We start from the raw sequence: 12,812 nt of genomic DNA on the forward strand, positions 1-12,812 counted from the left end.
GGGCTGGTCACCGCCAGCCCACCCGTTCTCGGTGAAAGGGATCACGCCCCTGTCAGGGAGTGCCGTTGATCAGAGCCATGGCCAGCATGGGGCTGAACGTCCCTGCCTGGATCTGGTCGCGCTCGCCGAGGCCGCACGGGCCGTCGGAGTCGCCCGGCACCTTGACCCAGAAAAGGTACTCAGCGCCGCTCGTCTGCGTAGCCGGGGAAGCGCCGAGCTTGCGTCCCGGCGGGTTGCACCAGTTGTCCCCCGGCGTCGGGTCCGTGTACAGGCCATTGCCGTTGCGGCTGGTGTCGATCACGTACATTTTGGCGCCCACCGTGCCGGACAGGTGGCCGTTGAGCGCGATGGCGTACGCCTCGGTGTCGGCGGTGGTGATGTAGTTGGACACGTTCAGGGAGAAGCCACGGGTGTTGGCGATGCCCGACTTGACCAGCGATGGCGCCATGTCGGCCGCCTTGATCCAGGTGGCGTTGCCGGCGTCAAGATAGACCCAGGCGTTGGGGGCCTGGGCACGCAGCACCTCGGTCGCGTCCAGCAGCATCCGGTACTGGTCCTCGGGGTTCTTTCCGATGTTGGCCACGCAGCCGGCGGCGGCGACCGCGTCGGGTTCGAGCACGACGACGGCGTGCCGGTTTCCGATCGCCCTGGCGAACTCGGTGATCCAGTTGTGGTATCCGGTCGCGTCGCCGGCGCCGCCGCCCGAGTGGCCGGCGCACGCGTCGCGGTTGGGAATGTTGTACGCCACCAGCATCGGCAGCCGATCCTGGGCTTGCGCGGCGCCCACATAGGTGTCCACCGCCAGCGTGATGTCCCCGAACCAGCCGCCGAACCACTCGAAGATCGGCTTGTTGGCGATGTTCGCGCCGATGGCCTGTGCCTCGCTCGTGCCCTGGTGGGCGGCGACCCACTTGGCGGGGTTCGACTGGCTGGACACGTACAGGGCGGTCGGCCGGGTCGTCTGCGTCTCCATCAGCGACACGTTGTCGAAGCGCACCACCGGAGTCCCACCGGACCCGCCGAGCTGGAACGTCACCTCAGCGGCCGTGCCGGCCGCGGCCGTGGCCGTGAACGGGATGCTGTAGCGCTTACTGGCCGAGGTGAGCTGCACATCCGCGGCCAGCGACTGGTTGGAGCCGGGGGTGGCCACGTACTGCACTGTCGTACGGGCCTTGAAGGCGACCGATGAGGAGGCGTCGAACGAGAGCGTGTAGCTCTTGCCCGGGTTGAGAGCGGCCGTGGTGGGCGCGGCCACCATAGCGTCCCAGGGGTTGGCGACGACGGACTTCACGTCCACCCGCATCCTCCCTGATTCGGCTGTGACCGCGGACTGGCCGATCGCCGCCCATGGGGCGGTGGAGGTGGCGAAGGTGCCGTTCCCGACGAGCTGGGCGGCGGCGGAGGCTGAGGGCGGGACCACCAGGTGGGTGGCCAGGGCGGTTGTCAGGACGGTGGCTAAAGCTGCAGCTTTGCCGACGATTCTGCGCACGTATTCACCTTTCGGCGGGGCATCGCAGTTGATCATCACTGACCGCTCTGACAAGGTCAAGATATTCCGTGGGAACACACGTCGACTACCGGATGATCTGGAGTGCCCCGATGGAGACATCGACGTCGCCCGCATCGAGGCACGCGAGAGCAGGCAAACGCCGTACCCGCTGGAGGAGATCCGGCGCCTTCCGCTCACACGTCCAGCTTGAGCGGCACCACGGGGTCGCGCCGGCCCGGGCAGAAGAGCGTGGGTGCCGCCCAGACCTACTCCGGGCGGCACCCAGCTAACGGCTAGACCGGCGTGTGCATGTGGCGGGTCAGGGCGTGTTCCACCAAGGTGATCAAGGTTGACTTCACCGAGTCGCGCTGGCGGGCGTCCAGACGCACGATCGGGGTGTGGCCGCCGATCGACAGGGCCTCGCGGAGTTCATCCTCCGCGTGCGCGAACTGGCCGTCCCAGCCGTTGATGCCGATCACGAACGGCAGTTTCGCCTCTTCGAAGTAGTCGATGGCCGGGAAGCTGTCGGCCAGACGGCGCGTGTCCACCAGCACGACCGCGCCGATGGCCCCGCGTACCAGGTCGTCCCACATGAACCAGAACCGGTGCTGCCCGGGCGTGCCGAACAGGTAGAGGATCAGGTCACGATCGAGCGAGACCCGGCCGAAGTCCATGGCCACGGTCGTCTTGTTCGGCGTGAGAGAGACGTCGTCCACGTGCGCGGACGCGTCCGTCATGACGGCTTCCGTGGTGAGCGGGAGGATCTCCGAGACCGCACCCACGAACGTCGTCTTCCCAACGCCGAAGCCCCCGGCCACGACGATCTTCGTCGAGGTTAGGCCGGGGCTAGAGCCTGCGAAGTCCACTGAGCACCCTTTCGAGCAAGTTGAGGTCCGGCTTTCCCGCGTCCAGCGCAGGCTGGTGCACGCGGATCAGGCCCTCCGACGCCATGTCGGCTATCAGCACCCGGACCACACCAAGGGGCTGGCGTAAAAGGGCGGAGATCTCAGCAACCGACCGGACGTTCCGAGTCAGCTGGATGATCGCCTGATACTCCGGACTGAGTAGGGAAATGTCTTGGTATTCCGACGTCACGGAGGACACCAATGCCTCCATGGCGAACTTCATCCGCGGGGCAGTGCGCCCCCCAGTCACGGCATAGGGCCGGACCAGGGAGCTCTGCTTCTGCGGACGGGGGGCCGCCGGATGCGGCGGAGTGCTATCACCAGCCCAACCCTGACCTGTCACCATGATCTCCTGTCACGACCACCCGGCTAGCGGGGACGGGTCGCTTGCAGCTCAGCGCGTACGGCCGGAGTCAGCACCTGTCCCGCGCGCTCGACCAGCAGGGTCATCTGGTAAGCCACCAGACCCATGTCACAGTCGGGCGCGGCAAGGACCGCCAGGCAGGATCCATCGCTGATGGACATGATCATCAATAGCCCGCGCTGCATCTCGATGACGGTCTGGGACACCATACCGCCTTCGAAGACCCGCGCGGCGCCCTGGGTCAAGCTGACCACACCGGAGGCGACCGCAGCGAGCTGGTCGGCCCGGTCTTTGGGAAATCCCTCCGAGAAGGCCAGCGGCAGGCCGTCGGACGACACCACCACGGTGTGCGCGACGCCTGGCACGTTGTTCACGAAGTCCGTGATCAGCCAGCTTATACCGCGCGCTCCCTGGCTCAACTCTCTCATTTGTCCTCCTCATTCTCATCTCCGCGGGTGAACGCTCGGCCCTGCCGGACACCCTGCTGGAAGCTGGAGAGCCGGCTGCGCAACCGCTCGGGCGAGACCTGCGGCGCAGGTGACATGGGCTGGGGCTCGGCGAGGCTGGCCGTACCGGGCACCAGGTTGGCCTTGGGAACGCGGCGCGGCAGCCCGGAGGCCGTCGTGCCGCCCTGCGCGGGCTGTACGGCGGCCTGAGCGGCTTGGAAGCCGGAGTCCGCGGGCGAGGACCAGGTCGCGCCGGCGCCCGACTGCCCGGGCCGGCGCTGCGGCAGCGGTGCCTTACCCGGGATCTCCATCGAGGCCGCGGGCGGCGGCGGGTCGGCGGGGATGGCCGGGTGCACCACGGTGATCTCCGGCTCGCTCTCGAACGAGGGCTCCGGCCCGGGCTGCGGCCTCAACTGCTCGGGCTCCGGCCGACGGAACCAGTCGGAGCCGACCGACGAGAAGATCGGCAGGAACTCCTCGCCCTGCTCCTCCATGGGCGAGGTGCGCACCACGGGGAGCGGCCCGGTCATGTCCTGCGAGGAGTAGTCGCCGGGGCCGTACGGCCCGTAGTCACCGTGCCCGTTCTGCTCGAACTGGCCGGCGGGCTGGGGGTCCTCGCCGAACGCCGCGCGGTACTGCTCGTCGAACGGCCGCCGCGGCCGGTCGTCGGTCTCGAACAGCGACCTGCGCGGCGACGGGTCGGAGAAGGACGACCACCGGGCCGGCTCCTCCTGTTCCTTCGGCGGCTCCGTGGAGAACGAGGGCCAGCGCGGCTCCTCCTCCTGCAGGGGCGGCGGCTGCTCGGCGAACGACGGCCACCGGTTCTCCGCGAAGGACTGAGGCTGCGACGGCGCGGGCGGCTCCTCCGCGAACGACGGCCAGCGGGAGTCATCGCCGAACCGGCGCTGCTCCTCCTGCGGCCGCGCGGCGGGCGGCGGCTCCTCGGCGAACGACGGCCAGCGCGGCTCGTCCACCCCGCTGCCCTGCGCCCCGCCCGGCATCCCAGTGGGCTCGCCGAACGCCGCGGGCTGCTGCCCGAACGCCGGAGGCTGCTCGCCGAACGCCGGAGGCTGGTCGCCGGACGCCGGGGGCTGCTCCCCGAAAGCCGCGGGCTGGTCGCCGAAGGACGGCCAGTTGCCGGTGCCCGGCACGGGCAGCGAGCCCGGCCACTGCGTGTCCACCACCTGGTCGGGCGCGTCGACGGAGGGCGTCGAATAGTGCGCGCCGGACCCGTTCTGCGACGGCTGCCCGAACATGCTCGGGTCGAACGACGTGAACGCCTCGTACTGCCCGCCCTGTTGCGGGACCCCCAGGCCGTTGCTGAGGAGCATGTCGGGCAGCATGACCAGCGCGCTCAGGCCGCCGGTCTCCCGCATGCTGAGCTGGACCCTGATGCCGTGCCGCAGGGCGAGGCGGCCGACCACGAACAGGCCCATGCGCCGCGACACCGACACGTCCACGACCGGCGGGTTGGCCAGCCGCCAGTTGGCGTCGGCCAGCTCATCCTGGCTCATGCCGATGCCGAGGTCGTTGATCGTGACGAGCACGCCGCCCTCGGCGGGCGTGCTGGTGACGTGGACCTTGCTCTCCCGGGGGGAGAACGAGATGGCGTTCTCGATCAGCTCGGCGAGCAGGTGGACGGCGTCGGTGACGGCGGGGCCGACGATCAGCGTGCCGGACGGGATCTGGATCTGGACGCGCTCGTAGCTCTCGACCTCGGACAGCGAGGCGCGGGCGATGTCGACCAGCGGCACCGGGTCGCTCCACTTGCGCGCGGCTTCCTGGCCGGCGAGGACCAGGAGGTTCTCGCTGTTGCGGCGCATGCGGGTGGCCAGGTGGTCGAGCCGGAACAGGTTCGCGAGCCGCTGCTCGTCCTCCTCGCCCTGCTCCAGGCCCTCGATGAGCTGCAGCTGCCGCTCGACCAGCGTCTGGCTGCGGCGGGAGAGGTTGACGAACATGGCGTTGACGTTGGCGCGCAGCTTGGCCTCGTCGCCGGCCAGCCTGATCGCCTCGCGGTGGACCTCGTCGAACGCCCGCGCCACTTCACCGATCTCGTCGCGGGTGTTGACGCCGACCGAGGGCGGCTCGGGCACGTGGGCGCCGTCGCCGGACTCGCGCAGCACGCGGACGGTGTCGGGCAGCCGGGTGGTGGCGATCTGCAGCGCCTCGGCCCGCAGCCTGCGCAGCGGGCGGACCAGCGAGCTCGCCACGCGGGTGGTGATGATCAGGACGAGGAGCAGCAGGACGAGGATCATCGCGCCGGAGATGATCGCGCTGCGCTGCTCGCTGTCGCTCAGCTCGCGGGTGGTGGCCACGACCTCGGTGGCCAGGCCGTCCTCGACCTTGCGCATGGCGTTGGCGGTCACCGTGGTGGTGTCGTACCAGCGGGACAGGTCCCTGGTGGTGGTGATGTCCAGATCCCTGATGCGGTTGTACTCGCGGACCTGGGCCAGCGCGCGCTGCCGCATGGCGTCGGCGCGGTCGATCTGCGGCCCCCTGACGCCCTGCTGGAACGCCTTGAGGTGCTCGGCGTCGGGCACCTCCTGCTCGAAGGCGGCCTGCGCGGCCTGCTGCTTGTTCCAGGAGCCCAGGAAGTCGGCGAGGGCTTCGTTGTCCAGCTCGCGCTCGACGAGCGCGACGATGAGGATGATCTGCTGGCGCGAGACCTCCTCCTTCATGCTCGACAGCGAAGCGAGCGCGGCCACGTCCCGCTGGAGGCGGTCATCGCCGACGCCGTCGGCCAGACCGGCCTGGACCGACGCGAAGATGCCGATCATGGTGGTGTAGGTGCCGATGGCCGCGCGCGCCGGCACGTTCGCCACCATGGAGTTACGCAGGCTGTCGAGGCCGTCGAGCCAGCGGCGCATGTTGCCGACGCCCTCGCGGACGCGGGTCGAGTGCGTCTCGTCGATGGCCGACGCGGCGGCGAGCACCTGAGCCTTGATCTTGTCGGTGGCCTGGCGCTGGGTCTTGAGCTGGACGAAGCGCCCGGTCCGGTTGCGGTCGCTGACGTACCACGCGGTGAGCGTGCGTTCCTTGCCGAGCTCGTGGTTGAGCGCGCCGATGCGCTGGACCAGCTCGGCGACCTGGGTGAGCCGCTGGTACTCGGTGCTGGTGCCGATGGCGTTGGCCAGCTGGACGCCGGCGAGCAGCACGCCCACGACCGTGGGGATGAGGATCAGCGCGACCAGCCTCGAGCGCACACGCCAGTTCCCCAGCCGGAACCTTCCGCCTGTGTACTCCCCTGACCGCGTGTGCCTGGGGTTATCCGTCCTCACTGACTCTGCAACCTCTCGCCGGTACGTGCTCGAAAAAAGTCAGACACGCGTGTGGCGCATGGGATTTCGTCCGGCTGGGTAATTGGAACACAACCCGTACCAGATCGGCCAACCGAACATATCCCATCAAACACGCCCATAGCAGCACTTCAGGGCGTATATCGCCGTACACGTTTTCAGGCGGGCCGGAACGAATCCCGCTCGACCGGCGCCGCGTGCTTCACCATCAGATGCCGCGTCACCGAGTACTCCTGCACCGCTTCCTGGCTCATGTCCTTGCCGAACCCGCTGCCCTTCACCCCGCCGTGCGGCGCCTCGCTGGCGATGGGCAGATGGTCGTTCACCCAGGTCACCCCCACGTCCAGGCGGTGCGAGACGCGCATCGCCCTGGCGACGTCGCGCGACCACACCGAGGAGGCCAGACCATATCTGGTGTCGTTGGCCAGCCGGACCGCCTCGTCCTCGCCGTCGAACGGCAGCACCACCAGGACCGGCCCGAAAAGCTCGCCCTGCACGATCTCGCTGCCCTGTGCGACATCGGTCACAAGTGTGGGCGGATAGAAGAAGCCGGGCCCGTCGACGGGGGCGCCGCCGTGCAGCACGCGCCCGCCGGAGCGGGAGACGAACCCGTGCACCCGATCCCGGTGCGCGGCCGAGATGAGCGGGCCGATGTCCGTCGCCGGGTCCCACGGGTCGCCGAAGGAGATTTCGGCAAGAATTGCCCGAAGCGCCTCCACCGCATCGCCGTACTTTTCCCGGGCGACGTACACGCGGGTGGCGGCGGTGCAGTCCTGCCCGGTGTTGTACGTCGCCCCCATGGCCACGCCGCGGGCCATCTCCGCCAGGTCGGCGTCCTCGAACACCAGCGCCGGCGCCTTGCCGCCGAGCTCGAGGTGCACCCGCTTGAGCGTGGCGGCGGCGCCGGTCATCACGGCCCGGCCGGTCTCCGTGGAGCCCGTGACGCTCACCATGTCCACGCCGGGGTCGGTGACCAGCGCCTGGCCGACCTCGGCAGCACCGGTGACGGCCTGCACCAGCGCCGGAGGGGCGCCCGCCTTGGCGAACAGCTCGGCCAGCCGCAGCGTCGTGCGCGGCGTCTGCGGGGCCGGCTTGATCACCACTGCGTTGCCCGCGGCCACCGCCGGGCCGACCTTCCAGACGGCCATGACGAACGGGAAGTTCCACGGCGCGATCGACCCCACCACCCCGACGGGGCGGCGCAGCATGACCGAGGTGTAGCCAGGGCTGAACACCCCGGCGCCCGAGCCCTCCAGCGAGCGGGCGGCGCCGGCGAAGAAGCGCAGGTTGTCCACGGCGAACGGCAGCTCACCGTCCCTGAACACCGCCGCCGGCTTGCCCGTCTCCTCCACCTCGAGCCTGGTCAGCTCTTCGGCGTCGGCCTCCACGAGGTCGGCCAGCCGCAGCAGCAACCGCGCGCGGTCGGCCGGGGTGGTCTGCGACCACTCCTCGAACGCCGCGCGAGCCGCCCGTACGGCCGACGCCACGCCCTCCACCGGCGTGTCCGAAATTTCGGCACACGGGAGTCCGGTGGCGGGGTTGATCAGTTCACGCATGGAAAGTCATGTCCTCACTGGCCGAGCTGCTCGATGAGGTCGGCGGCCTTGCGCAGGCCGTCGCGACCCCGGATCTGCTCGCCCGCGGCGGCGAGCCTCGCCCGCAGCTCGGTGTCGGCGAGCAGCCGTGCGACCGCCCCGGTCAGTTCCTCGTCTGTGAACGAATAGGTTGAAAGCCTGACACCATAGCCCAATTCATCGACCCGCTGGGCATTGTCGTACTGATCCCAGAAGAGTGGCAAAAGGATCATCGGCTTGCCGAAGTGCAGCGCCTCGGTGGTCGTGTTGTTGCCGCCATGCGTGATGACCAGGTCGCACTGCGGGATGATCTTCGTCTGCGGCACGAACTCCGCGCCCCACATGTTGTCGGCCAGCTTGATCTCCTCGTGCAGCGGGCCCTTGGAGACGATGTACTGGTGCGGCGTGGTGGCCAGCACGTCGATCACCCGCTGCATCAGCTCAACGTCGGAGGAGCCGAGCGAGCCGAGCGAGAAGTAGACCAGCGAGCCGTTGTTGCGCTGGAAGGGCAGGGTGAAGTCCTCGTCGGTCTCGCGTACCGAGGAGTCGAGCCGGTGCCAGGCCGGGCCGAGCGGGCGGGCGTCGGTGTAGTCGAGGATCTCCGGGTAGACGTAGAGGTTCATGTCGCCCTCGTGGATGAAGTCGAGGTCGGGCAGCGGCTCGGTGCCCTGCTCGACGCACCACTCGTTGAAGGCGGTCCAGAGCTCGCGGTGGGTGCGGGCGTACTCGGCGCGGAAGGCGTCCCACTCGGAGCGGTCGTCGGCGGGCAGGCCGGAGAAGACCGGCGCGATGTCCTCGCCGCGCACCTCCAGCGGGTTGCAGGAGACGATGCGGACGAACTTCTTGCCCGCCGTGAGCAGCGCCGGGAACGTGATCACGTTGTCCTCGACGATCACGTCCGGGTTCACCCGCTCGAGGATGGCCTTGAGCTGCGGCTCACAGTACTTCACGCCGTCGATCAGCTCGGCCCAGATGGGCTTGGTGACGGTATCGAGCTGCTCCAGCGTGCTCTTGCGGTATTCGGGCGCGGTCTCGCGGATGAAGTCCTTCCAGAACTGGCCCGGGTCCTGCTCCTCGCCGCCCTCGGGAGGCGGGGCGAGATCGACGAGGTCCTCCTCGAAGCCGAGTGCTTCGAGCTTGCCCTTCCACGACGCCTCGGCGGCGAAGACGACGCGGTGGCCGCGCCGGCGCAGGATGTCGCCGATGCCGATGGAGTTGTTGGTCGGGCCGTAGGCGCTTTCCGGCATGAACAGGATCGTGAGAGACATCGACACTCCGGGGGAACTCATCAAGTTGAAGGGCAATTCAAAAAGGTGGCTGGCGTGATGGTCAAGTTACGGGCACTATGGTCACGGCTAACTGAACAGTGGCCAAACGAGTGAGGGTGGTGAGGGTGGCTCAGCGTAAAAGCCGGAGCGACCGGCGCATCGACTTGATCGAGGCGGCGCGCAAAGCCATCATCCGCCACGGCGTCGACGGCGTACAACTCTCGCACGTGGCCGAGGAGGCCGGTCTGACCTCCGGCGCGGTGCTCTACCACTATCCCGACCTCGGCGAGCTGCTGGTCGAGGCGCAGCACGCGGGCATGGAGCGCTTCTACGAGCTGCGGATGCGCCGGCTGGCCGACTTCACCGACCCGGTCCAGAAGCTGGTCGTCACGATCCGGTCCGGGCTGCCGACCGGGCCGCTCGACCCCGACGTGCGCCTGCTCAACGAGCTGGGCGGGGCCGCGGGCCGCAACCGGGTCTACGGCGTGCTGCTCACCTCGCTCTACGACCGCCAGGTGTCGATGTACCAGGCGATCCTGGACACGGGGGCCGCGCTGGGCGTGTTCCGGCTGAGCTCGGACTCGCTGACGATCGCGCGCAACCTGGTGGCCCTGGAGGACGCGTACGGCTACCGCATCACGGCCCGGCACCCGGTGATCGGCCCGGCGGAGGCCGCCGAGCTGATCCTGTCCTACGCCCGCGCGGCCACGGGCAACGATCTGGCTCATTGATCGACCGCCATGATGACCGCGTCCTGGGCGTCCCAGCGCACCCTGACCTTGGCGCCCGTCTGGACCGCGCTGGCCCCCTGCACGGCCACCAGCACCGGCTTGGGATGCCCCGGCACGTCCACGGAGATGTGCGACACGCCGCCGTAGAAGCTGACGTCCAGGACACCGCCTCGCAGGCCCCTGGCGGCGCTCTCGTCCACGAGCTCGACATTCTCGGGCCGTACCGCCAGAAGCGCCTTGGCGCCCGCCTCCAGCTCCGTCAGCGGCGTGCCGGGCAGCATGCCGAACTCCTCGCTCTTGAGCGCGTCGAGCCCGCTGGCGGCGCCCTGGAAGAGGTTGTTGGCGCCGACGAAGTCCGCCACGAACGGCGTCTTGGGCCGCTCGTAGAGCGCGACCGGCTCGTCCACCTGCCGGACCTGACCGCTGTCGAAGACCGCGATGCGGTCGGCCAGCGACATGGCCTCCTCCTGGTCGTGGGTGACGACCACGAAGGTGATGCCGACCTCGTGCTGCAGCCGCTTGAGCTCCAGCTGCATGTCGGCGCGCACCTTCTTGTCCAGTGCCGACAGCGGCTCGTCGAGCAGCAGCAGGCGGGGCCGCTTGACGATGGACCGGGCCAGCGCGACCCGCTGCCGCTGCCCGCCGGACAGCTGGCCGGGCCTGCGCCCGGCGTGCGCCGACAGGCCGACGGTCTCCAGCACCTCGCCGACCCGCTGCTTGATCTCCTGGCGGGGCAGCCGCTCCCGCTCCAGCCCGTACGCCACGTTCTTGGCCACGGTCATGTGCGGGAACAGCGCGTACGACTGGAACATGAGGCTGATGGGCCGCCGGTTCGGCGCCTTGGACAGCAGGTCGTCGCCGTCGAGCGTCACCTTGCCCGCGTCGGGCGTCTCGAACCCGGCGATGATGCGCAGCAGCGTCGTCTTGCCGCAGCCGGACGGCCCCAGCAGGGCGAAGAACTCGCCCTGCTCGATCCGGAGCGAGACGTCGTCGAGCGCGGTGACGCTCCCGAACCTGCGGGAGACGCCGTCAATCTTGAGCACGTTGCCCTCTCTGACTGGTCGAGTCCGCCTCACCTTGCACTCTGACTGCAGGTGTCCGGTTCGGCTCCCTCTCCCCGAGCTTGGTCAGCCGCTGCCCGGCGATCACCGCCGTGAAGCTCACGAGGAGCAGGATCGCGGCCAGCGCGTTGATCTTCGGGGTCACCCCGAAACGAACCATTGAGTAGATGACGATCGGCAGCGTCGGCTCGGCGTTCCCGATCGTGAAGAAGGCGATCACGAACTCGTCCAGCGACAGCGTGAACGCCAGCAGCGCGCCCGCCACGATGCCCGGCGTGAGCTGCGGCAGCGTGATCTTCAAGAACGTGACCACCGGCCCGGCGCCCAGGTCGCGCGAGGCCTCCTCCAGCGAGGTGTCGGCATTGGTGAGCCTGGTGCGCACCACCGCCGCGACGAACGCCATCGAGAACAGGGCGTGCGCGAGCGTCACCGAGTACAGGCCGAGCGTCAGCTGGATCATGCCGTAGAAGACCAGCAGCCCGATCGCCAGCACCAGGTCGGGCAGCACGGCGGGCATCAGGGAGATCGCGTCGAGCGTCTTGGACCTGGTGTGCCTGGCCAGCCCGACGGCCAGCAGCGTGCCCAGCACGGTGGCGAGAGCGGTCGAGCCGACGGCCACGATCAGCGTGTTGACCACGCCGTCCCTGATCCGCTCGTCGGCGGCCAGCTCGCCGTACCACTTGAGGCTGAAGCCCTCATACGTGTAGGCCGACCGGCCGGCGTTGAACGACATGACGACGAGCACGATGATCGGCAGGTAGAGGAAGACGTACGTGGCCCAGAACGGGACATACAGGAGCTTGGACCTACGCACGGCGGGCCGCCCAGGCCTGCGCGATCAGCAGCACGATCAGCACCGCGATGAGGGCCAGCGCCAGCGTCGAGCCGAACGGCCAGTCGCGTGCCGACAGGAACTGGCTGCGGATCAGGTTGCCCACCATGGTCGATTTGTTGCCGCCGAGCATCTCGGGGATGACGAAGTTGCCGAAGCTGGGCACGAACACGAACAGGCACCCGGTCAGCACGCCCGGGATCGTCAGCGGGAGCGTGACCTTCCTGAACGTGGTGAGCCCCGAGGCCCCCAGGTTCGCCGACGCCTCCCGCAGCTGCGGGTCGAGCCGCTCGATCGCGGCGTACAGCGGCAGCACCATCAGCGGCAGGTACGAGTAGAGCAGCCCGGTGACGATCGTGCCCTGGTTGTACAGCAGCTCGAACGGTCCGAGCCCGAGCGCCTTCAGCCCGCTGTTGACCAGGCCGGGGCCGCTGAGCAGGATGATCCAGGCGTACACGCGGATGATGAAGTTCGTCCAGAACGGCAGCACGATCGCGACCAGCGCGATGGTCTTCCACCTTCGCGGCAGCTGCGCGATCAGGTAGGCCGTCGGATAGCCGGCGAGCAGCGCGATCAGCGTCGTCAGGCCCGCGATCTTCAGCGAGCTGCCGACCACGCCCAGGTAGAGCGGGTCGGCCAGGCGGGTGAAGTTCTCCGTGGTGAACTCGTACACCACGCCGCCGAAGCGCCCGCGCTGGAACACGGTGTAGCTCAGCACCAGCGCCAGCGGCACGAGCAGCAGCACGACCAGATACGTCAGCCCGGGAGACAGGAAAACGAACGCGCCCAGCCGGCGACCCCGGGAAAGGGGCGCCGGCCGGGCCTTTGTCTCAGAATTCACCGCAA

The 12,812-nt window shown here is 69.1% G+C and carries 11 protein-coding genes; 1 reads left to right on the plus strand and 10 read right to left on the minus strand.

The window, feature by feature from the left end:
- Nucleotides 1-52: 52 nt before the first annotated feature.
- The 7 genes from EJK15_RS22945 to EJK15_RS22975 form a co-directional block, all read right to left on the minus strand.
- Nucleotides 53-1,489, minus strand: coding sequence for a glycoside hydrolase family 6 protein (locus EJK15_RS22945; RefSeq protein WP_240777151.1), 1,437 nt, complete (start codon nt 1,487-1,489; stop codon nt 53-55).
- A gap of 293 nt (nt 1,490-1,782) precedes the next feature.
- Nucleotides 1,783-2,355: a GTP-binding protein gene (locus EJK15_RS22950; RefSeq protein WP_138712514.1), complete on the minus strand. Its 573-nt coding sequence runs from the start codon at nt 2,353-2,355 to the stop codon at nt 1,783-1,785.
- Nucleotides 2,336-2,740: a DUF742 domain-containing protein gene (locus tag EJK15_RS22955; RefSeq protein WP_240777152.1), complete on the minus strand. Its 405-nt coding sequence runs from the start codon at nt 2,738-2,740 to the stop codon at nt 2,336-2,338. The genes EJK15_RS22950 and EJK15_RS22955 overlap by 20 nt, the downstream gene beginning before the upstream one ends.
- A gap of 23 nt (nt 2,741-2,763) precedes the next feature.
- Entirely contained in the window at nt 2,764-3,186 is a 423-nt protein-coding gene (locus EJK15_RS22960; RefSeq protein ID WP_138712515.1) for a roadblock/LC7 domain-containing protein, read from the minus strand.
- Nucleotides 3,183-6,407 (minus strand): sensor histidine kinase, encoded by a 3,225-nt coding sequence (locus EJK15_RS22965; RefSeq protein WP_171074481.1) that lies wholly within the window; start codon nt 6,405-6,407, stop codon nt 3,183-3,185. The genes EJK15_RS22960 and EJK15_RS22965 overlap by 4 nt, the downstream gene beginning before the upstream one ends.
- 251 nt (nt 6,408-6,658) lie before the next feature.
- A complete protein-coding gene (locus EJK15_RS22970; RefSeq protein ID WP_138712517.1) occupies nt 6,659-8,056 on the minus strand; it encodes an aminobutyraldehyde dehydrogenase in 1,398 nt (465 codons plus the stop codon).
- 14 nt (nt 8,057-8,070) lie between these two features.
- Nucleotides 8,071-9,342, minus strand: coding sequence for a glycosyltransferase (locus tag EJK15_RS22975; protein WP_138712518.1), 1,272 nt, complete (start codon nt 9,340-9,342; stop codon nt 8,071-8,073).
- A gap of 125 nt (nt 9,343-9,467) precedes the next feature.
- Between EJK15_RS22975 and EJK15_RS22980 the strand changes: the two genes are divergently transcribed.
- Entirely contained in the window at nt 9,468-10,073 is a 606-nt protein-coding gene (locus tag EJK15_RS22980; protein WP_240777153.1) for a TetR/AcrR family transcriptional regulator, read from the plus strand.
- Here the strand turns inward: EJK15_RS22980 and EJK15_RS22985 are convergent.
- Genes EJK15_RS22985 through EJK15_RS22995 form a run of 3 tightly spaced genes read right to left on the minus strand, consistent with a single transcriptional unit; the run spans nt 10,067 to nt 12,807 of the window.
- Nucleotides 10,067-11,116: an ABC transporter ATP-binding protein gene (locus EJK15_RS22985; RefSeq protein WP_138712519.1), complete on the minus strand. Its 1,050-nt coding sequence runs from the start codon at nt 11,114-11,116 to the stop codon at nt 10,067-10,069. The genes EJK15_RS22980 and EJK15_RS22985 overlap by 7 nt on opposite strands.
- On the minus strand, nt 11,103-11,948 hold the full coding sequence (locus tag EJK15_RS22990) for an ABC transporter permease (RefSeq protein ID WP_240777154.1): 846 nt from the start codon (nt 11,946-11,948) through the stop codon (nt 11,103-11,105). Before EJK15_RS22990 ends, EJK15_RS22985 begins: the two co-directional genes overlap by 14 nt.
- Entirely contained in the window at nt 11,941-12,807 is an 867-nt protein-coding gene (locus EJK15_RS22995) for an ABC transporter permease (RefSeq protein WP_240777155.1), read from the minus strand. Before EJK15_RS22995 ends, EJK15_RS22990 begins: the two co-directional genes overlap by 8 nt.
- Nucleotides 12,808-12,812 lie beyond the last annotated feature (5 nt).

It is taken from the genome of Nonomuraea basaltis, assembly GCF_005893125.1.
Lineage (GTDB): Bacteria > Actinomycetota > Actinomycetes > Streptosporangiales > Streptosporangiaceae > Nonomuraea > Nonomuraea basaltis.

What these genes read in the sequence shown, in the direction of transcription:
- EJK15_RS22955 (WP_240777152.1), bottom strand. Translation starts at nt 2,740, where the DNA reads ATGGTGACAGGTCAGGGTTGGGCTGGTGATAGCACTCCGCCGCATCCG.
- EJK15_RS22960 (WP_138712515.1), bottom strand. Translation starts at nt 3,186, where the DNA reads ATGAGAGAGTTGAGCCAGGGAGCGCGCGGTATAAGCTGGCTGATCACG.
- EJK15_RS22970 (WP_138712517.1), bottom strand. Translation starts at nt 8,056, where the DNA reads ATGCGTGAACTGATCAACCCCGCCACCGGACTCCCGTGTGCCGAAATT.
- EJK15_RS22975 (WP_138712518.1), bottom strand. Translation starts at nt 9,342, where the DNA reads ATGTCTCTCACGATCCTGTTCATGCCGGAAAGCGCCTACGGCCCGACC.